The sequence below is a fragment of the Succiniclasticum ruminis DSM 9236 genome, from assembly GCF_900112895.1.
Lineage (GTDB): Bacteria > Bacillota > Negativicutes > Acidaminococcales > Acidaminococcaceae > Succiniclasticum > Succiniclasticum ruminis.
This window is the reverse complement of sequence record NZ_FONL01000001.1, coordinates 252,363-274,289: the sequence shown is the minus strand read 5'-3', so window position 1 is coordinate 274,289 and position 21,927 is coordinate 252,363. Positions and strand designations below refer to the sequence as shown.

General features: G+C 51.6%; 14 protein-coding genes, 1 tRNA gene and 1 other annotated feature. Of the genes, 14 read left to right on the top strand and 1 reads right to left on the bottom strand.

Translation table 11 applies throughout. The features are described from left to right. Positions 1 to 150: 150 nt before the first annotated feature. The 8 genes from BM159_RS01260 (at position 151) to yihA (ending at position 9,960) form a co-directional block, all read left to right on the top strand. Complete coding sequence (locus BM159_RS01260) at positions 151 to 1,758, top strand: Na/Pi cotransporter family protein (RefSeq protein WP_093912444.1); 1,608 nt, start codon at positions 151 to 153, stop codon at positions 1,756 to 1,758. A gap of 56 nt (positions 1,759 to 1,814) precedes the next feature. Further along, positions 1,815 to 1,890: transfer RNA gene (locus tag BM159_RS01255), tRNA-Gly, on the top strand. 273 nt (positions 1,891 to 2,163) lie between these two features. Beyond that, a complete protein-coding gene (tig, locus tag BM159_RS01250; protein WP_093912443.1) occupies positions 2,164 to 3,462 on the top strand; it encodes a trigger factor in 1,299 nt (432 codons plus the stop codon). A gap of 105 nt (positions 3,463 to 3,567) precedes the next feature. Beyond that, the gene (gene clpP, locus BM159_RS01245; protein WP_093912442.1) at positions 3,568 to 4,158 is read left to right on the top strand and encodes an ATP-dependent Clp endopeptidase proteolytic subunit ClpP; all 591 of its coding nucleotides are present in this window, start codon (positions 3,568 to 3,570) and stop codon (positions 4,156 to 4,158) included. 25 nt (positions 4,159 to 4,183) lie between these two features. Continuing rightward, positions 4,184 to 5,440: an ATP-dependent protease ATP-binding subunit ClpX gene (gene clpX, locus BM159_RS01240; protein ID WP_093912441.1), complete on the top strand. Its 1,257-nt coding sequence runs from the start codon at positions 4,184 to 4,186 to the stop codon at positions 5,438 to 5,440. 13 nt (positions 5,441 to 5,453) lie between these two features. Beyond that, entirely contained in the window at positions 5,454 to 7,775 is a 2,322-nt protein-coding gene (lon, locus tag BM159_RS01235; protein WP_245763604.1) for an endopeptidase La, read from the top strand. Positions 7,776 to 7,867: 92 nt separating this feature from the next. After that, positions 7,868 to 9,253, top strand: coding sequence for an NAD(P)/FAD-dependent oxidoreductase (locus BM159_RS01230; RefSeq protein ID WP_093912440.1), 1,386 nt, complete (start codon positions 7,868 to 7,870; stop codon positions 9,251 to 9,253). Positions 9,254 to 9,303: 50 nt separating this feature from the next. Continuing rightward, positions 9,304 to 9,960 (top strand): ribosome biogenesis GTP-binding protein YihA/YsxC, encoded by a 657-nt coding sequence (yihA, locus tag BM159_RS01225; RefSeq protein ID WP_093912439.1) that lies wholly within the window; start codon positions 9,304 to 9,306, stop codon positions 9,958 to 9,960. Positions 9,961 to 10,460: 500 nt separating this feature from the next. On the opposite strand, the gene BM159_RS01220 is transcribed toward yihA, so the two are convergent. Further along, positions 10,461 to 11,390: a cation diffusion facilitator family transporter gene (locus BM159_RS01220; RefSeq protein ID WP_093912438.1), complete on the bottom strand. Its 930-nt coding sequence runs from the start codon at positions 11,388 to 11,390 to the stop codon at positions 10,461 to 10,463. A 435-nt stretch (positions 11,391 to 11,825) separates the two neighbouring features. Further along, positions 11,826 to 12,170, top strand: a binding site (T-box leader). Positions 12,171 to 12,308: 138 nt separating this feature from the next. On the opposite strand from BM159_RS01220, the gene BM159_RS01215 reads away from it, so the two are divergent. From BM159_RS01215 to BM159_RS01185, 6 genes are all read left to right on the top strand, one after another. Beyond that, positions 12,309 to 14,960 (top strand): valine--tRNA ligase, encoded by a 2,652-nt coding sequence (locus BM159_RS01215; protein ID WP_093912437.1) that lies wholly within the window; start codon positions 12,309 to 12,311, stop codon positions 14,958 to 14,960. 13 nt (positions 14,961 to 14,973) lie between these two features. Continuing rightward, entirely contained in the window at positions 14,974 to 16,257 is a 1,284-nt protein-coding gene (locus BM159_RS01210; protein WP_093912436.1) for a bifunctional folylpolyglutamate synthase/dihydrofolate synthase, read from the top strand. 112 nt (positions 16,258 to 16,369) lie between these two features. After that, entirely contained in the window at positions 16,370 to 17,689 is a 1,320-nt protein-coding gene (locus tag BM159_RS01205; protein ID WP_093912435.1) for an O-antigen ligase family protein, read from the top strand. Between the two features lie 365 nt (positions 17,690 to 18,054). After that, on the top strand, positions 18,055 to 19,593 hold the full coding sequence (gene scpC / locus BM159_RS01195; RefSeq protein ID WP_093912433.1) for a succinyl-CoA:acetate CoA-transferase ScpC: 1,539 nt from the start codon (positions 18,055 to 18,057) through the stop codon (positions 19,591 to 19,593). Positions 19,594 to 19,851: 258 nt separating this feature from the next. Beyond that, on the top strand, positions 19,852 to 21,498 hold the full coding sequence (locus BM159_RS01190) for an acyl-CoA mutase large subunit family protein (protein WP_093912432.1): 1,647 nt from the start codon (positions 19,852 to 19,854) through the stop codon (positions 21,496 to 21,498). Between the two features lie 39 nt (positions 21,499 to 21,537). Further along, entirely contained in the window at positions 21,538 to 21,927 is a 390-nt protein-coding gene (locus BM159_RS01185; RefSeq protein WP_177205839.1) for a cobalamin B12-binding domain-containing protein, read from the top strand.

Below are 21,927 nucleotides of genomic sequence, written 5' to 3'. Positions count from 1 at the left end.
CAGAAAGCGTTTCCGTTGTTTCCGTACATTAAAATCAGCCGGAGAACCTCCGGCTGATTTTTTGGCTGCTTGTGATGAGCAGGTCTGCCTTATATTTTTTGAGATCGATAGCTGAGTCAAACGATAAGAGAAGAAGACTGTGACACATTTATGATAGTACATCTTTTTGCTTTTTTAGGCGGCGTAGGACTTTTCTTATACGGTATGGAACTGTTGGGCGGCGGTCTGCAGCAGGCTGCCGGCGCCCGGCTGCAGAAGGTGCTGCAGTCCCTGACGGGCGTGCCGGTGATGGGCGTGCTTCTGGGCGCGCTGGTAGCGGCGACCCTGCAGTCTTCCGCGGCAACCACCGTGATGTCGGTAGGCCTGGTCAACGCCGGTGTGATGACGTTAAAGCAGGCGTTCAGCGTGGTCATGGGGGCCAATATCGGGACGACCTTTACGGCCCAGCTGATTGCGTTCAAGCTGACCGATTATTTTACGGTCATGATCTTTGTCGGGGCCATGACCCGCGTCCTTGCCAAACGCAAGAAGGGCCAGTTCATCGGTCAGATCCTGCTGGGCTTCGGCCTGCTGATGCTGGGTATGAAGGTGCTCAGCGCCGCGGCGTCCCCCCTGCGCAGCAGTCCGGTGTTTGTAGAGTTCGTTTCCCGTTTTGCCGATAACCCGGCGCTGGGGGTTATCGTGGGTATCATCTTTACCATTATGGTCCAGTCCAGCGCGGCTACGGTCGGCATTTTGATGGCCATGGCCGGTCAGGGCCTGCTTCCGCTGGAAGGGGCTATTCCGGTGTTGCTGGGCGATAATATCGGCACCTGCCTGACGGCCATCGTGGCGGCTTCCCGGAGCAACACTTCGGCCAAGCAGGTGGCGCTGTCCCATGTGCTGTTCAACTCCTTCGGCTGCGTGATTTTCCTTGCGTTTCTGCCTTTGTTTGTCAAAGTCGTGCTGGCGATTTCCCCGGCAGGGGATATTGCCCGGCAGATCGCCAACTCCCACAGCGCCTTCAACGTGCTGAACACCCTGATCTTCCTGCCATTGATCACTCCGTTTACCCATCTCATTGAAAAACTGCTGCCGGATAAGGGCGATAAGATTTCCGTGAAACCGCTGTACCTGAATGACGCGATGCTGGCAACCCCGTCCATCGCTATCGTACTGGCGGAAAAAGAAGTGATCCGCATGGGGGAAGTGGCCCGGAAAAACATGCACGCGGCGGTGGAGTCCCTTGTGAAATACGATCCTGCCAAGGTGCAGTACGTGCTGGAACATGAACCGATTGTGGATAAGCTGAATGAAGAAATCACCCGGTACCTGACCCATATTTCCGAAAAAGGACTGGGCAGTTCCCTGTCTGCCAAGCACATGGCCCTGATGCATGCCTGCATCGATCTGGAACGGATCGGCGACCATGCCCAGACCCTGGTGAAGCGCAGCCGTAAAATTTTTGAGGAAAAAATCGTAATCTCCCCGGAAGCGCAGCAGGAGATTGCGGAAATCGGCAAGCTGATGGAACATTCACTGGAAGTCAGTATGGAAAGCTTTGCGAAAAACGACCCCAAGCTGGCGGAAGAAGCCTGGAGCGTGTGCCGCCAGGTGAAAGCGGCGCAAAAGGAAATGCGCAAGAACCATATCCGGCGTCTGAATGAAGGCACCTGCCATCCGGATTCCGGCCTGGTCTTCCTGGAAATTTTAATTAACATGAAGAGGACCAGCGACCACGCGAAAAATATCAGCCAGATGGTGCTGGGAATTTTCTAAAAAAGTTGTTGACAAAACTAAAATGTTACTTTATAATCAACCATGTTGTTACCGATGCGGAAATAGCTCAGTTGGTAGAGCACAACCTTGCCAAGGTTGGGGTCGCGAGTTCGAGTCTCGTTTTCCGCTCCATGCAAATCCATCCCGGTCTGATGACCGGGATTTTTTTATTACCGGGAAAGCCTTTTCTGAAAGAGAATGTCCGGTTTCGGGGGAACCGTCAGACTCTTTGCAGGTTTCACAGAAATTTTTCTTTTGAAAGGGGCTTTTTCGGTGTGTTTGCTTGTCAAATAGAGTACGTTGTGATATTATATTGTAGCATTGTGAAAATGGGGTGGTTTTTGTACCCCAAAATTTACAGGGTTATTACAAATAGTAACATATATTAAGGGAGGATTTTTTCAAATGAATGTAAGTGTTACCAGAGAAGGAAACGATGCGACATTAAAAATTTCTGTTTCTGCTGCTGAAGTTGACAAAAGCTTTAAACAGGCTGTGGCAAGGATTGCGAACCAGGTAAGGATCCCCGGCTTCCGTCCGGGCAAAGCGCCTCGTAATATTATCGAAATGCATTACGGCAAAGGTGCCGTAAAGGAAGAAGCATTCAATATCTGTGTGAACCGGGCTTACCAGGAAGCGATTGAAGCAGAAAAACTGATGCCGGTTTCCGATCCGGAAGTGCTGGATGAGAAGAAAGCGTTTGAAAGCTTTGAAGAAGGCAAGGACTTTGAAACGGAAGTTAAGGTTGTGCTGAAACCGGAACCGGAACTGGGTGAATACAAAGGCATCCATGTGGAGAAAAAAGAAGCCAGCGTTTCCGACGAAGACGTTGACAAAGCACTGGAAGACCTGCGCAACCGCGGTGCTAAGATGGTGGATACCGATGACGAGACCGTCATCGAAAAAGGCGACTTCGCCATTATCGACTTTGCCGGCACGGTTGACGGCGAAGCCTTCAGCGGCGGCGAAGGCAAGGGTTATCCGCTGGAAGTCGGCTCCGGCTCCTTCATCCCCGGCTTTGAAGACCAGTTGATCGGTCTGAAGAAAGACGACGACACTGATGTAGACGTAACCTTCCCGGAAAGCTATTTCGTTCCCGAACTGGCCGGCAAACAGGCCATCTTCAAAGTGCATATCCAGGCTGTAAAGCATAAGGAACTGCCGGAACTGAACGATGAATACATCGCCAAGTACACCCGCTACAAAACCGTTGCGGAAGCGAAAGAAGATTATAAGAAACGCATGCAGGAAGCTGCGGAGCGGGAAGCCAAAACAGAATATGAAAACGCTCTGATTGATACTGCCGTAAACAATGCCAAGATGGAAATTCCGGCCGTTATGATCGAAGACCGCATCACCCAGATGGTGGAAGAGATCAAACTGAACCTGGAAAGCCGCAAGATGACGCTGGAACAGTACATGCAGTACACCGGCATGGATATGGCGAAACTGCGTGAAGCCCAGCGGGAAGGCGCGGAAAAGAATGTCCGCACCGATCTGGTGCTGGATGCCATCGCCAAAGCAGAAAACATTCAGGTGGACATGGCCGATGTAGATGCCCAGCTCCAGTCCATCGCGGACCAGAACGGCGCCCGTGTGGAAGATGTAAAGACCATCATCCGCAAGAACAACAACATGGGACTGCTTCTGGCCAACATCCTGCGTCACAAGGCTGCCCATGTAATTCTGGACAACGCAAAATAATAAATAAGCGGTAAAACATGAGGAGCTGTCTGTGCACATGTACAGACAGCCCTTTTATCCTAAAAGTAACACACAGTTAAAGCAAACCTGGAAGGAGTGAACGATATGAATTATGTTCCTATTGTGGTTGAGCAGAATAACCGGGGCGAACGCTCCTATGATATTTATTCCCGCCTGTTGAAAGACAGGATCGTTTTTCTGACGGGCCCGGTTACGGATGAAGTAGCGAATGTCGTCATTGCGCAGTTGCTGTTCCTGGAATCGGAAAACCCGGACAAGGATATCCATTTATATATTAACAGCCCGGGCGGCAGCGTGACCGCCGGCATGGCAATTTACGATACCATGCAGTACATCAAACCCGATGTGTCTACCATCTGCGTAGGGCTGGCCGCCAGCATGGCTTCCATCCTGCTGATGGCGGGCAAAAAAGGAAAACGTTATGCCCTGCCGCATTCGGAGGTTATGATCCATCAGCCCCTGGGCGGATACGAAGGACAGGCTTCCGATATTGCCATCCACGCGAAAAATATCCTGCGGATCCGGGAAGAAATGTACGATGTAATCGTGAAGCATACAGGCAAGACCAAAGAAGCTGTGGCCGCGGATACGGACCGGGATAATTTCCTGACAGCAAAAGAAGCTTTGGCTTACGGCATCATCGACCAGGTCGTGGACCGTATGCCGGAAGCATAAATACTACAGTTAAGAGGAGTTACAGATGAGTTTTTCCGATAATAATAAAAACAGTGATGTGATTTGTTCCTTCTGCGGAAAACGGGGCGACCAGGTCAAGCGGATGCTGGCCGGTCGCAACGGGTATATTTGCGATGAATGCATCGAATTATGCTCGGAAGTGCTGAAGGAAGAGTATGAACGGGATAATAACATTACGGCGCCGAAAGCCCTGGAGAACCTTCCTACCCCGAAAGAGATCAAGGCGGTTCTGGATGAGTACGTAATCGGGCAGGAAGAGCCGAAAAAGACGCTGGCTGTCGCGGTGTATAATCACTACAAACGCATCAATTACGGAAGCACGCGGCCGGAAGATAAGGATGTGGAACTGCAGAAATCCAATATCCTGATGCTGGGGCCTACCGGCAGCGGGAAAACGCTGCTGGCTCAGACGCTGGCAAAAATCCTGCAGGTTCCCTTTGCCATTGCGGACGCTACGACGCTGACCGAAGCGGGTTATGTGGGCGAAGACGTGGAAAACATCCTGCTTCGCCTGATCCAGAACGCGGATTACGATATTGAAAAAGCCCAGAGAGGCATTATTTATATCGATGAAATTGATAAGATCGCCAGAAAGTCGGAAAACGTTTCCATTACCCGGGACGTTTCCGGTGAAGGCGTGCAGCAGGCTCTGCTGAAAATCCTGGAAGGCACGACAGCCAATGTTCCGCCCCAGGGCGGACGCAAGCATCCCCACCAGGAGTTCCTGCAGATCGATACCACCAATATCCTGTTTATCTGCGGCGGCGCGTTTGCGGGTCTGGAGAGCATTATCAAAGAGCGTATCGACACCAAAGCCATGGGCTTTGGCGCGGATATCAAAAAGAAAACGGAACTGAAGGCGGAAGATTCCCTGTTTAAACAGACGATGCCGGAAGACCTGATGAAGTTCGGCCTGATTCCCGAGTTCGCGGGACGCCTGCCGGTCATGGTTTCCCTGGACGCCCTGGACAAGGAAGCGCTGGTGCGGATTCTGAAGGAACCAAAAAATGCTTTAATCAAACAGTACCAGCATTTCCTGAGCATGGATGATGTGGAGCTTGTGTTTGAAGACGGCGCCCTGGTGGCCATCGCGGAAGAAGCATTGCGCAGGGAGACCGGCGCCCGCGGTCTGCGCGCCATTATCGAGGGAATCATGCGGGACGTAATGTACGAAGTTCCTTCCCGCACCGATGTGGTGAAATGCGTAGTAACTGAGGATACGGTACGGCGGCATGTGGAACCGCAGCTGATTGTTGCCTGACGGAGGATTTGAGTTGGATACCTTTTCCCGAATTTTGCCCCTGCTGCCCTTGCGCGGCATGGTCATCTTTCCCGGCATGGTGATGAATCTTGACATTGCCAGGGCAAGGTCGTTAAATGCCGTAAATGCGGCAATGCGGCACGGCAAAAAAATATTGATCGTTTCCCAGATAAAATCAGAAACAGAAGAACCGGAACTGGCGAATCTGTACCGGGTAGGCGTTGTGGCTGAAATCAGACAGATGCTGAAACTTCCGGGGGGCGCTGTGCGGATTCTGGTAGAAGGCCTGTTCCGCGCGTCGGCGGACCGTGTGTCGGAAGACGCGGAAGGCGGCTGGGCTGCTTCCTTTACGGAACTGTCGGCCAGGACCCTGCCGGAAGAAGGGCTGGAACTGGAAACCCTGCGGCGCATGGTGATATCCGAGTTTGAAAAGTGGGTGCTGCTGGGCAAAAAAATCAGTCCGGAGGTACTGCTTTCCTTCAAGGACAACCCGGATGCAGGCGTTGTGGCGGATACCATTGCCGGGTATCTGGACGTGAATCTGAAAACAAAACAGCTGCTTCTGGAAACGGTGTCTGTGAAATCCAGGCTGGAAAAACTGTACGAGATCCTGCATAAGGAAATGACGATTTCCGAACTGGAAAAAGACATTGCCCAGAAGGTGCATCAGAATATTGAACAAAACCAGAAAGAGTATTACCTGCGGGAACAGATCAAGGTCATCAGCCAGGAACTGGGTGACGCCGAAGATGTTCACGCGGAAGCGGAAGAGTACCGGGAAAAAATAAAGGCGCTGCCCTTACCGGACGAAGTGCTGAAAGGGCTGAACAAAGAGGTTGACCGTCTGTTCAAGATGCCCCCCATGATGGCGGAAAGTGCAGTAATCCGGAATTATCTGGACACGGTGCTGGATCTCCCCTGGGGAAAATATGACAAAAACGGTTTTGACATTAACAAGGCTGCCCGGATCCTTGACAAACACCATTACGGCCTGAAAAAAGTCAAGGAACGCATCCTGGAACACCTGGCGGTGCAAAAGCTTGCAAAAACCAATAAGGCGCCGATCTTATGCCTGGTAGGCCCTCCCGGCGTGGGCAAGACGTCCATGGCCGTGTCGATTGCGGAAGCCATCAACCGCAAGTTTACCCGGGTTTCCCTGGGCGGCGTGCGGGATGAGGCGGAAATCCGCGGGCATCGACGCACCTACATCGGAGCCATGCCGGGACGCATCATCCACGGGATGCAGAAAGTCGGTTGCCTGAATCCGCTGTTCCTGCTGGATGAAGTGGACAAGATGGCCAGTGATTTCCGGGGCGATCCTGCTTCGGCGCTGCTGGAAGCGTTGGATCCGGAGCAGAACCATGCCTTCAGTGATCATTTTATTGAATATCCCTTTGATTTGTCTTCTGTATTCTGGATCGTAACGGCCAATACGTCGGATACCATTCCTCCCGCCCTGCTGGACAGGCTGGAGGTCATTGAGTTATCCAGTTACACGGAAGATGAGAAACTGAATATCGCAAGGCTGCATCTGCTGCCGAAGGAGATGGAAGCCAACGGGCTGACCCGGGAAACCCTTTCCATTACGTCCGGCGCCATCCGGAAGATCATCCGGGATTATACCAGGGAAGCAGGCGTGCGCCGTCTGGAACGGCAGATCGCGAAGCTGTGCCGCAAAGTTGCCTACCGTATTGTCACGGCAAAGGAAACGGACGCGAAAGTTACCGTGAAGAATCTGACGGACTACCTTGGCCCCTGCATCTATCTGGAATCGGATATGCGCGCCCGGGAAGAGGTCGGTATCGTGACAGGGCTGGCCTGGACCAGCGTGGGCGGCGAACTGCTGAAAGTGGAAGTGCTGGCGGCGGAAGGGAAGGGCGGCATGACCCTGACCGGTCAGCTGGGCGACGTGATGAAAGAGTCGGCCCGGGCCGGATACACCTATATCCGTTCCCGTTACAAAGAGCTGGGATTAAAAGAAGACTTTTATGATAAAACGGATATCCATATCCATCTGCCGGAAGGCGCCATTCCCAAGGACGGGCCTTCCGCCGGTATCACCATGGTGACGGCGATGGTTTCCGCGTTAACGGGACGGGTTGTCAAAGCAGATCTGGCCATGACCGGCGAAATAACCCTTTCCGGCAAGGTACTTCCCGTTGGGGGGATCAAGGAAAAAATGCTGGCCGCGCACCGCTATGGCGTGAAGACCGTGCTGCTGCCGGAGCGGAATATGCAGGACCTGGCGGAATTGCCGCAAAAGGTCCGGGAGGATATTCATTTTGTTCCGGTAACCCATATGGATGAAGTGCTGAAACTGGCGCTGAAGCCGTGACGGTATCGGCGCAGTTGTAGTATAATGTAATCAGATAAAGGGAAATGCGGACGCATCGCATCAGCATTTCCGGAAGAATGAGGGGCGGTAGTATGCGGAAAAAATATGATGTTGCTGTAATTGGCGGCGGACCTGCCGCGATTTTTGCCTGCTGGGAATTCAGTGAAAAGTTCCCCGGGCTTTCCGTAGTAATGCTGGAAGAAGGGCATGCGGTGGCGAAACGTCACTGCCCGCTGGCTGCCGGCAAAACCGACCACTGCCTGCGCTGTGTTCCCTGCGCGATCATGCGCGGGTTCGGCGGCGCTGGTGCCTTCTCTGATGGCAAATACAACTTTACTACCGAATTCGGCGGCTGGCTGCCTGAATATCTGCCCAAGCAGACCGTGATGGACCTGATTGATTACGTGGATTCCATCAACTGCAGGTACGGCGCGCCCGGCGAAACCTTTACAACCAAGAATTCTTCCATCGGCCGCAAGGCCCTGGGCTATGACCTGCATCTGTTAAACGGCAAGGTCCGCCATCTGGGTACGGAAAACAATCTGCAGATCATGGAAAATATTTACGAAGACCTGAGCAAAAAGGTTGATATTTTCTGTGATACGAAAGTGAACAGCTTTTGCAAGGAAGCGGATGAATTCGTGCTGGATACGTCGAAAGGCGAACTGCGCAGCACCTATCTGATTGCGGCTCCCGGTAGAGCCGGCGCGGAATGGTTTACGGAACAGGGACGGAAGCTGGGGCTTGCCTTTACCAATAATGCGGTAGACATAGGCGTCCGGGTGGAAGTGCCGGCCGCGGTCTTCAAGCATATTACCGATGAAGTGTATGAAGCCAAGCTGGTGTACCGTACCAAACAGTACAATGACCTGGTGCGGACGTTCTGCATGAACCCCAACGGCTATGTAGTTGCGGAAAATACGGACGGCATCGTCACCGTAAACGGCCACAGCTATGCGGATCCGGCACGGCAGAGTGAGAATACGAATTTTGCCCTGCTGGTGAGCAACAAATTTACGGAACCTTTCAAAGAACCGCATCAGTACGGAAAACGGATTGCCTCCTTTTCCAATCTGTTAGGCGGCGGCGTACTGCTGCAGCGCTTCGGAGACCTGGTCAAAGGGCGCCGTACCGATGAAAGGCGGCTGGCTAAAAGCTTTACGCGTCCTACCCTGAACGCGACGCCGGGTGACTTAAGTCTGGTGCTTCCGAAACGGCAATTGGACGATATTATTGAAATGATTTATGCGTTGGACAAGATCGCTCCCGGCATGGCCAATGCGGATACGCTTTTGTATGGCGTGGAGGTAAAATTCTACAGCTCACGCCTGGACCTGGACGAACATCTGGAAACGAAAATCCCCAATTTATTTGCGGCCGGAGACGGGGCCGGCATTACGAGAGGCCTGTCCCAGGCCAGTGCCAGCGGTGTGTATATTGCGAGAGAGATAGGAAAACGGGCACAGAAATTGTCATAAGGAACGCCGGGTACGGTCCGGCGTTAGTCTGAGCAGATAAGGAGGTGCGCATGACAAAAGAACACTGGGATGTGATCCGTGCGGAATTTATTACATCTGCAGTCCGTGCGGAACAGTATCCCAAGCCATATTTGCCTGAAGTAGCTTTTATAGGGCGATCCAATGTAGGTAAGTCTTCTTTGATCAATTCGGTCTGCCGCCGGAACGGGCTGGCCAGGGTCAGTTCTTCGCCCGGCAAGACACAGACGCTGAATTTTTACCGGCTGGATGCCAAGCGGGTTACGGAACAGGCCGAAGACAGGACACAGTTCTATCTGGTGGATCTTCCCGGTTACGGGTTCGCCAAAACCAATCATAAGAACAAGGAACAGTGGTCCGGTTTTATCCGCAAATATCTGGAAGAGGCGCCGAATCTGGCGCTGGTCTGCCAGCTTATGGATATACGTCATCAGCTGATGGAAAGTGATATTGAGGCCTATAAATGGATGCGTGAGTGCGGGCTTAATATACATGTCGTGCTTACCAAAGCGGATAAGCTCAGCCGGAATGCGGCCATGTCGCAGCGCGCGGCTTTTAAGAAAGCGCTGGGGCTTGCGGACGAACAGATTACAGCCTATTCTGTCCTTCAGCCCACCATGCGGCTGGACTTTATTAACCGGATCATGGCTGCTCTGACAGCAGATTCCGAAGTGACTCTGGAAGAATAATCATACAGCTGACAGAAAATATGAAAAAATTAAAATAAATAGCTTGACAGACTTAATAGGAATCGTTATAATTAAACCATCAAATAAATATTTCGTGCAGTTTATTAAATCGGCGCAATTCCGATGTGATCCCGTCACCGTATAACCGGAGTGTAAACTGTATAAGCATCCTTGCTTAACCTGCGAGCGACAGGATAGTGATGTTGGACATGAAGTATCTTTCTAGGTGAGAGTGGGAAGATGCCAGTGAATGATATCAAGACCGTTCCTGCGCAAGCAGAAACGGTCTTATTCTATTACTTGCAGGGCGAAATATTTTGATAAATCGTTTGCTATTCACAAGTCATTTAGCAAATTCCCATCCTTCTCCTTCTCCTTTTGACACAGCTGCAAATAAAAAACCCGCATCTGGACCATGCGGGTTTTTTATTTGCCTGAAAAGGCGGGATATTTAAATGTAAGAATTATATGCAAGCGTTTTTGGGTTCCGGAACCCCGGTTTAATGGCGGTGCTCTCCGTAACACTCATGGGACACTTCGCTCAGGGGATTGATGTGTACCATGCAGTGCTTGACATTGGGGAAGTCTTTTTCTATGGAATGATGGATTTCTTCCGCAATCTGGTGGGATTGCAGCAGGGTCAGGTTATCGTCGGCGCTGACTTCCACATCCACAAAGATGCGGCTGCCGAACTGACGGGTGCGCAGCAGGTCGATGTGACTGACGCCGGGAACCGCGGCAACCTTGGCCCGCATGGCATCTTCTTCTTCTTTGGAGCAGGCTTTGTCAACCATTTTGTCAATGGCGCCCATAAAGATTTCATATCCGGCCTGCAGGATCATCAGGCAGATTACCACGCTGGCGATGGGATCCAGGATGGGGTAGCCCATGCGGGCGCCCAGAATACCGATGAAGCTGCCGATGGACGAAAGGGAATCACTGCGATGGTGCCAGGCGTCGGCCATCAGCGCGTCGGATTCCAGCATCAGTGCATAGTGGCGCGTATACCAGTACATGGCTTCTTTTACTACAATAGAAATGATAGCGGCAGCCAGGGGCAGGAACGTGGGAATCGCGATGGACTCGGTATCCTGGTTCAGGATCTTCTCTATGCCGGCGTAGCCGATGGCCAGCCCGGTCAGGGCTAAAATAACTGAAAGCAGGATGGAAGCCACGCACTCCAGGCGTTCATGGCCATATTGGTGGTCGTCGTCCGACGCTCTTCCGGAGATCTTGATGCCGGCCATGACGATGAACGTTGCGAAAACATCCGAGGCCGAATGGATGGCGTCGGAGACCATGGCGGCGGAATGGCCGAAGATACCGGCGATGAATTTGCCCAGGGACAGAAAGACGTTGACTGCGATGCTGTACCAGGAGATGCGCATGGCAATCTTTTCACGGTTGGAAGTAACATGCAGTGAGCTCATAAAAACACTCCTTTAAAAATTTTTTGGGCGTTTTATGATGCTGCGCACGCCGGACGCTGCCCTTTGCTGTAGAACGTAAGGAAGAACCGGTTAATCCGTCTGCAAAGAAACGCATTCGATCGGCGTATCCTTATAAGGCAGATGCAACATTGGGCAGTGGAACGAAATTGCCTTTCCGGATATTAACGACAATAATAAGGCCGTGAAATTGATTTGTCAATAGGAATTTTTCCTTGTTAACATGCGCTAACCCCAGTTAGCATCGGCTTCGCCGCATGGCGCATGAATCAGGGAAATTGTGAAATTTTTATAAAATGTTTTTTGTTTTTACGCCGGACAAGTTCAAACGGTTATGCGCTTTTTATTTCCTGGACAAAAATATTGCTTGACAGCGTTACCTGAGGTTGATAAACTAAAAAAGTACAATTTTTATAGAAAACGGCCGTGAGCGGGAGGAGTACTGCAGGAAAACCTGAAGAGAGGACGGGGCTGGTGAAAACCGTCCGGTGGAAATGCAGGAAGGTAGCCCGGGAGCCGGAACGCTGAAGTATGACAGCAATAATTAATAATGAAGAAGACGTAAGTTTTTTCGTTGTGCTGTTGTATGCGTAAGCGTTCCCGTGTTACACGTTACGTAATCAATAAGAGCTTTGTCCATAGTCAGGTGGGCAACATATCACACAAATATTGATTCAATCCGTATTTGCGTAAGATAAGCCGGAGTTTCACCTGAATGATGAACAGAGAATTCAGGTGGTACCACGGTCATTCGTCCTGTTGCAATGTCGCAACAGGATTTTTTATTTTTATCAGCAGACGCTGATTAACAGGCCTGCGTGCGGACGAATTAATCAGTGTTGCCTTAAGCATTGAGTTTGGTAATAATTAAATTTTTATAGGTTCACAGGAGGAAAGAACATGGCAGAAGAGCACAACATCCCTAAAACGTATGATCCCGCATCGGTGGAGAAGAAATGGTATCAGTTCTGGGAAAAGAATAAATATTTCCACGCGGAACCGGACCCGGACAGAAAACCGTTTACCATTGTCATTCCGCCTCCCAATATTACGGGACAGCTGCACATGGGCCATGCCCTGGACAACACGCTGCAGGACATCCTGATCCGCTGGCACCGTATGATGGGGGATAATACGATCTGGTTCCCCGGCTACGACCATGCCGGACTGGCAACCCAGATTAAAGTAGAAGAAGAAATTAAAAAGAATGAAGGACTGACCCGCTATGATCTGGGCCGGGAAGAGTTCGTGAAACGGGTCTGGGCCTGGAAAGAACAGTACAGTAACCGGATCATCGACCAGCTGAAATGCCTGGGCATTTCCTGTGACTGGGACCGCATCCGCTTTACCCTGGATGAAGGCTGCTCCCGCGCAGTTCGGGAAGTGTTTGTTTCCTTATATGAAAGAGGCTTGATCTACCGGGGCACCCGCATCACCAACTGGTGCGTCAACTGCAATACGGCGTTAAGCGATATTGAAGTAGAGCACAAGGACGACGCGGGCCATCTGTGGTATATCAAGTATCCGATCATCGGCCATGAAGGGGAATACCTGACCATTGCCACCACCCGTCCGGAAACCATCCCCGGCGATACGGCGGTGGCCGTAAATCCGAAAGACGAGCGGTACGGCAAGCTGGTAGGCGAAAAAATCCTGCTGCCGATCATGAACCGGGTAATTCCCATTATCGCCGATGACTATGTTGATACGGAATTCGGTACCGGCGCGGTGAAGATCACCCCGGCCCATGACCCCAACGACTATGAGATGAGCCTGCGGCAGAACCTGGAAGCCATCGTTGTCATCGATAAAGACGGTATCATGACCAAAGAGTCCGGACCCTATGAAGGACAGGAACGCTATGAATGCCGTAAGAATATCGTAAAAGACCTGGACGAACTGGGACTGTTGGTAAAAATTGAAGACTGTCCCCACTCCGTAGGTCACTGCCAGCGCTGCGGCGAACCTATCGAGGCTCTGATCTCCACCCAGTGGTTCGTGAAGATGGAGCCGCTGCTGAAGGCTGCCACGGACTGCGTAAAAGACGGTCGCACCCAGTTCGTGCCGGAACGTTTTACCAAGAATTATCTGGGATGGATGGAAAACATGCACGACTGGTGCATCAGCCGTCAGATCTGGTGGGGACACCGTATCCCTGTCTGGTACTGTGATGACTGCGGCGCGGAAATCGCATCCCGCACGGATCTGGACAAATGCCCGAAGTGCGGCGGTCACGTGCATCAGGATGAAGATGCGCTGGATACCTGGTTCAGTTCGGCCCTGTGGCCATTCTCCATCATGGGCTGGCCGGAAAAAACGGATATCCTGAAACAGTTCTATCCCACCAGCGTACTGGTGACCGGCTACGATATCATCTTCTTCTGGGTGGCCCGCATGCTGATTATGGGCATGGAATTCATGAAGGACATTCCCTTTGACCGGGTGTTCATCCATGGCCTGGTGCGGGATGAACAGGGCCGGAAGATGAGCAAATCCCTGGGCAACGGTATCGATCCGCTGCAGGTGATCGAACAGTATGGCTGCGACACCCTGCGCTTCATGCTGATCACCGGCAATACGCCCGGCAACGATATGCGTTTCTACTGGAGCCGTCTGGAAGCCACCCGTAACTTTGCCAATAAAATCTGGAACGCTTCCCGCTTCGCGCTGATGAATCTGGAAGGCTATCAGGCCGACGCGAAACGGGCGCCTTACGAACTGGCGGATAAGTGGATCCTTTCCCGCATGCAGGATGTGGCTGCGGATGTGACCGCGCTGCTGGATAAGTTTGAACTGGGCGAAGCCGGCCGGACCGTGTATGATTTCATCTGGGGCGAGATCTGCGACTGGTATATTGAACTGATCAAACCGAGACTGTACGGCAAAGCCGGGGAAGAGGCCCGGGCAACGGCCCAGCAGGTGCTGGTGACTGTGCTGACCGGCGCCATGAAACTGTTGCATCCTTACATGCCGTTTATTACGGAAGAAATCTATCAGGCATTGCCCCATGACACCGAAAGCATCATGATCAGCGCCTGGCCGAAAGCGGATCCCGCCCTGCAGGATAAGGCGGCGGAAAAGGGCATGGAAGCCATCATGAACGCCATCCGGTCCATCCGTGAAATGCGGTCCCAGGTGAATGTGAACCCGGGCAAAAAAGTTCCCGCGATCCTGCTGGTATCGGGCGAACTGACGGAAGTGTTCCGGGAGAATGCCGCCTATATCCATCTGCTGGCCAATGTGGACGACATGGAACTGCTGCCGCTGACTGCCGGCAAACCGGAAAATGCCATGGCCTCCGTGAATGCGGGCGTGGAAGTATATCTGCCGCTGAAAGCGCTGATTGACGTGGAGGTGGAAACCGCCCGTCTGAATAAGGAACTGGCCGGACTGCAGAAAGAGATGCAGCGGGTGAGCGGCAAGCTGCAGAACCAGGGCTTCCTGGCCAAAGCGCCGAAAGAGGTTGTGGAAAAAGAACAGGTGAAAGCGGAAGAATTCGCGGCCAAGATCAAAACCATTGAAGAACGGCTGGCATATCTGAAAACGATTTAAGGCAGAATACACTATGAATTATCAGGAAAGTATCGCATATCTGGAAAGTCTGGGCCAGTTCGGCATCCGCCTGGGAATGGAGCGGATCCAGCAGCTTCTGTTTGTGCTGGGCCATCCCGAAAACCAGGTAAAAACGATTCACGTGGCCGGAACCAACGGCAAAGGCAGCGTCACCACCATGATTGCCGCGATTCTGGCGGAGGCAGGGCTGCGGGTGGGAAAATTCACTTCCCCGCACCTTGTCCGTTATAACGAGCGGATCCAGATCAATGAAAAAGATATTCCGGATGAAGACTTCGCGAAAGTTCTGACCACGGTGCGTGAGTTTGCGGATGACTTGGTGAAAAAGGAAGCCTGCGAGCAGCCTACCCAGTTTGAAATCCTGACAGCAGCGGCATTTCATTACTTCGCCCTGCAGCAGGTGGATTACGCCGTGATCGAGGTAGGGCTGGGGGGCTTATGGGATTCTACCAATTTAATCAAGCCATTGGTCTCCGTGATTACCAATATTGCCCTGGACCATACTAAGGTGTTGGGTAATACAATAGAAGAAATTGCCCTGCAAAAAGCCGGCATCATCAAGGAAAAGGTGCCGGTGGTCACCGGGGCGGAAGGCGACGCCCTGGGACCGATCCGGGTGATGGGCGCCCTGAAGGAGGCTCCGCTGTATGAGTACGGCAGGTCCTTCCGGGGACAGGAAATCAGCAGTTCTGTCGATGGACAGAAGTTCAGGCTGATGGCCGGGACTAATTATGCTTCAGAGTATGAGATACAGTTGCCGGGGGCGCATCAGATCGTCAACGCTTCCCTTGCCATTGTGGCAGCCAAAATTGTATCGAAGCAGGATTCCCGGATTACGGAGGAGCATCTGCATCTGGGGGCGGCCCATACGAAATGGCCGGGGCGGCTGGAAAAAATCAGCAGCTCTCCGGATGTGATCCTGGACGGGGCCCATAATCCCAACGGGGCGGAAGCCCTGCGGAACGCGCTGGACAAATATTATCCGGACAGGAAACGGGCTTTTGTTTTCGGTATGATGGGGGACAAAAGTGTAGATGAGGTAATCCGGATTTTGTTCCGCCCGATTGATACGGTGTTTACCGTCCGGGCCGATGACGGTCCCCGGGCAGCGGAAGCGACTGACCTGGCTGCCCGGGTCGGCAGCAATGCCACAGCGGCGGATTCTGTCAGCCGGGCATACCGGCAGGCCTGTGAGGCAGCAGGTGCTGACGGTGTCGTCTGCGTCTGCGGTTCCCTGTATCTGGTGGGGACGTTTAAAGCGAGCGTAAGAACATAAGAATAAAAGCTGATTCATTATGAATGCGCAGCATTTTGGGATTCCGTGTTTTTGTGCATTTTGAAATTGTGCAATTTGAAATCCGGAGAAACGAATGGTTTAAGGTGCGGAGATGATAGAAGATACAAACGTAACGGCAAAAGAATACCGTAAGATGCAGAAGTTTCTTTTGCTGATCGCGGGGTGTATCGCCATTGACCAGACCCTGCTCAGCGTTGTGATTCTTCTGGCGCTGCTGATGGGACTGCAGGTTGCATGGAAGGAACGCAGTGTTCCACAGCTGCGCGTCTGGCCCCGTCATTTAAAATGGCTGTTGCTCCTGCTGCTGGCCACAGGTTATGTTTCCCTGCATAATCCGCTGGTTACCCACCCCTTTGATTGTACGTTTAATTTCTTTTATGTTGTGGGGCAGTATGTGTCCGTCGTCTGGCTGGTCACGCGTTTCGGGAACTGTTTTGCGGGGAAAAGCCGTTTTGCAAAGCCGGCTCCTTACGAAGAAGGCTTGCCGTTCTGGAAGATTTTTATGCGTCAGCCTTTTCCCGTGCGCATGCTGCGGGTTCTGGGATGGGTAGCTGTTGTATCCGTCCTGATTGGGATCGGACAGCACTATTTTGGCGGCGCTACCGATGCGTTATGGGTTGACCGGGAAGCGAACCCGCTGTTGCGGAACCGTGTCTTTTCGAGTTGGGAGAATCCCAACATCTTTTCCGGTTACTTATGCATCGTGGCAGCTTATATCATGGGATACATCGGCGTGGAGAAAAATTCGCGGAAACGCTGGGGGATGTTCGGCATCCTGCTGCTGGTCATCCTTTGCGAGGTGTTTACGTTTTCCCGGGGTTTCTGGGTGGCCATGGCGGTGGAGGTGCTGGCCTTTGTCCTTGTCTTTTACCGGAAAGGCATCCTGTATCTTTTAGGTGTCGCGCTGGCAGGAGCCGCGCTGGCAGGCCCGGCCGTCTGGCAGCGCCTGAATACTCTCCGGCATGTTACGGAAGATTCTTCGGCCGCCATGAGGCTGGCCTACCTGGAAATTGCCCAGGCGGTTGTGGAGGATCATCCGCTGGGGATCGGCTGGTACAATTACCGTTATGTTTTTCCGGAATACGATTTCTATTTTAAAAATCCGGACGTAATTATGTATCACTGCCACAACCTGTTTTTAAATGTTGCTGCGGAGCTGGGGATCCCGGGACTGATTCTGTTCCTGTGTGCCTGGTTCAGCATGCTTTATCTGGCTGTAAAGCTGGCCCGGAAGGCAAGGTTTTTATGGGCGAGGGCTTTTGCGGCAGGTTACCTGCTGATGAGCCTTGGCGTCACAATCGGGGGCATCGGCGATCATGTCCTGTTCAATGTGCGTATGGGGGTCCTTTTCTGGCTGTTGAACGCGTTGTTAGTCGTAATCTGGCACTTTAATAGGTTTGCCTCCGAATAACAGAGCGCGTAACGAAGCAGAAGAGAATGTTTCCTTTTAAAAAAAAACGAAATGTGTAAATCGTCTTGCGCAAAACGTCGATAATTGGTAGAATCAGATTCGGAAAACAAAGTTGCTTTGAAATAGTATGTTTCTGGTTATGGACAAATCAAAAACTGAAGGCGTTTTACCGGAGATTTTGATTTGGTCCATTTTTTATGTAATTCCATTCGCTTTTTTGTTTCTTTTGTGTTATAATAATTTCGGATTCAAAGCAAACCTTGTTTCCGTAAATTTAGATACGGGATTTGCGGAACCAGGTTTGTTTTACCCGCGGCTTGCCGCGGAAATTTTCTCATAATATTTTAAGGAGGAAGGTAATTATTATGGTAGGTTTTGAAGACATCAAAGATCGTGTTTGTGAATCAGTAGTTTGCAAATTTAAAACTGCTGAAGAAGCTGCTGAAATGATCAAAGACGGCGACTGCCTCGGCGTCAGCGGCTTTACTCCGTCCGGCTATCCGAAGGCTGTGCCTCTGGCTCTGGCTGAAAAAGCAAAAAAGACTCCTTTCAAAGTTAATGTTTGGACCGGCGCGTCCGTAGGTCCGGAAATTGATGCTGCCATGGTTGAAGCTGGCTGCATGGACCGCCGCCTGCCTTATCAGACCAATGCAACCCTGCGTAAAGCTATCAACGCCGGCAAAGTTCGTTATGCCGACATTCATCTGTCCCATTTCGCACAGATGGCCCGTTACGGCTTCATGGCTGACCGTAAGAAAATTGATTTCGCTATCGTTGAAGTCTGCAAGATCAACGACCTGGGCGACGGCAAAGTTGGCCTGATCCCGACCACTTCCATGGGCAACAGCTCCTCTTACGTTGCTACTGCTCCGAAAGTAATCGTAGAAGTTAACACCACCCAGCCGGTAAGCCTGGAAGGCATGCATGACTCCTATGTTCCGCTGGATCCTCCGAACCGTAAACCGATTCCTATTGAAAGACCGGAAGACCGTATCGGTACTCCGTATATCCCCTGCGAACTGGATAAGATCGTAGCTGTAGTTCCCTGCGACATCACCGATAAAGTTCGTCCGCTGGGCGAAATCGACGAAGACGCAAAACATATGGGCCAGAACCTGGTTAACTTCCTGAAGAACGAAGTTAAGGAAGGCCGTCTGCCGGCTAACCTGCTGCCGTTACAGTCCGGCGTAGGCTCCGTTGCCAACGCGGTTATCAACGGTCTGGTTAACTCCGACTTCAAAGATCTGACCGTTTACACCGAAGTAATCCAGGACGGTATGTTCGACCTGATCGACGCCGGCAAACTGCGCGTTGCTTCCGGTACCGCTCTGACTCCGTCTCCGGAATGCCAGAAGAAGTTCTATGAAAACGTAGACTTCTACAAAAAATATCTGCTGCTCCGTCCGCAGGAAATTTCCAACAGCCCGGAAGTTGCCCGTCGTATCGGCGTTATCGCTATGAACACCGCTATCGAAGTTGATATCTATGGCAACGTTAACTCCACCCATATTTGCGGCACCAAGTTGATGAACGGTGTTGGCGGTTCCGGCGACTTCGCACGTAACGGCTACCTGACCGTATTCTTCACCAACTCCCTGGCAAAGGGCGGCAAGATCAGTTCCGTAGTTCCGTTCTGCAGCCACATTGACCATGCAACCCTGGACGTTGACGTTATCGTTTCCGAACGCGGCGTTGCTGACCTGCGCGGCCTGACCCCGAAAGAAAAAGCTCCGATCATCATCGATCAGATTGCCAACCCGAAGTATCAGCCGTACCTGTATGATTACTTCAAGAGAGCATGCGAGAAGTGCGGCAACAGCCAGACCCCGCATATCCTCTCCGAAGCATTCGACGTTTACAAATGGTTCGAAGAGACCGGCTCCATGGAAAAACCGGCTGAATAAAAATAATTTGGCAAACGCTTGAATTATTGTGTAAAATAGTTTACAATGTATTAGTCGGGTGGGGCTGATGCTCAGTCCCACCCCCTAAAAATGCAAAATCACAATCGTCCAATTGTGATTTTCCGATTGTTGACTGGATCCCAATGGATCTTGCCATACAAAGCCGTCTCTGACGGAACACTCTCACCGTGATGCGGAACTGTCCAATCCGCGTTGCGAAACCAAATTTATATTTATATTTTTAAGGAGGATTTGAGAATGGCAAATGAAACTCTGAAAGCGGGATTTGATGCGTACATGGCGAAAGCTGATGCTGCCAGCGCTAAATTCCCGGAACGTGCACACCTGGAACCCAATCGTCTGTATACCCCTCTGGATATCGAAGGCTTTGATTATGAAAAAGACCTCGGCTTTCCTGGAGAATATCCCTTCACCCGTGGCGTACAGCCGACCATGTACCGTGGCAAATTCTGGACCATGCGTATGTATGCTGGTTTCTCCACTGCTGAAGAATCCAACAAACGTTATCGTTACCTGTTAGCTAACGGTGGCAGCGGCCTGTCCTGCGCATTCGACCTGCCGACCCAGATCGGTTATGATTCCACCGATCCGATGGCTGAAGGCGAAGTTGGTAAAGTAGGCGTAGCTATCGACTCCCTGGCTGATATGGAAATCCTGTTTGACCAGATCGCTCTGGACAAAGTTTCCACCTCCATGACCATCAACGCTCCGGCATCCGTACTGCTGTGCATGTACATTGCTGTTGCCAAGAAACAGGGCGTTCCTTCCGACGCACTGCGCGGCACCATTCAGAATGATATTCTGAAAGAATATGCTGCACGCGGCACCTACATTTTCCCGCCGAAACCGTCCATGCGTCTGATCACCAACATTTTTGAATATTGCGCCAAATACGTTCCGAAATGGAACACCATCTCCATTTCCGGTTACCACATCCGTGAAGCTGGTTCCACCGCTTCCCAGGAAATCGCATTCACCATCGCTGACGGCATCGCTTATGTAGAAGCTGCTATCAAAGCTGGTATGGACGTTGACGCTTTTGCAGGCCGTCTGTCCTTCTTCTGGAATGCTCATAACAACGTATTGGAAGAAGTTGCTAAATTCCGTGCTTCCCGCCGCGTATGGGCTAAAGTTATGAAAGAACGCTTTGGCGCTAAGAAAGCTAAATCCATGATGCTGCGTGTACACACTCAGACTGCTGGTTCCATGCTGACTGCTCAGCAGCCCAACAACAACATCGTTCGTGTTGCTTTACAGACTGCAGCAGCTGTTATGGGTGGCACCCAGTCCCTGCACACCAACTCCAAGGACGAAGCTCTGGCTCTGCCGACCACTGAATCCGTTACCATCGCTCTGCGTACCCAGCAGATCGTTGCGTACGAATCCGGCCTGGCTGATACCATCGACCCGCTGGGCGGTTCCTACTATGTAGAAGCTCTGACCAACAAGATCGAAAAAGAAGCTTGGGATTACATTGAAAAGATTGACGAACTCGGTGGCGCTCCCGAAGCTATCGCTAAAGGCTACATCCAGAAAGAAATCCAGGATTCCGCTTACAAATGGCAGATGGATATCGAAGCTGGCCGTCGCATCATCGTTGGCGTTAACAAATTCACCCAGGAAGAAGAACCTCCGAAAAACCTGCTGCGCGTAGACGGCTCTGTAGGCAAACTGCAGGCTGACAAGATCGCCAAAGTTAAAGCAAAACGCGACAACGCTGCTGTAGCTGCTAAACTGGCTGCTCTGAAAGCTGCTTGCGCTGATGAACATGTAAATCTGGTTCCGCTGATTCTGGAAGCTGTTGAAGCGTATGCAACCGAAGGCGAAATCTGCGGCGTAATGCGTGAAGTATTCGGCGAATACAAAGCTCATACCGCATTATAATTTGAAATTAAAGCAAAAATTAACGGAGGTAATAATATAATGGCTAACATTAAAGTATTAGTTGCAAAACCGGGTCTGGACGGACATGACCGTGGTGCAAAAGTTGTAGCTCGTGCTCTGCGCGACGCTGGTTTTGAAGTAATTTACACTGGCATTCGCCTGACCCCCGAGCAGATCGCTGAAGCTGCTCTGCAGGACGACGTTAACGTAGTAGCTCTGAGCCTGCTGTCCGGCGCTCACAACACCCTGTTCCCGAAAGTAGTTGAACTGCTGAAGGAAAAAGGTATGACCGACGTTCTGGTTATCGGCGGCGGCGTTATTCCTGACGCTGACATCCCCGGCCTGAAGGCTGCCGGCATTGCCGAAGTATTCACCCCCGGCACCCCGACCAGCAAAGTTGTTGACTTCATCAACGCTAACGTAAAGTAA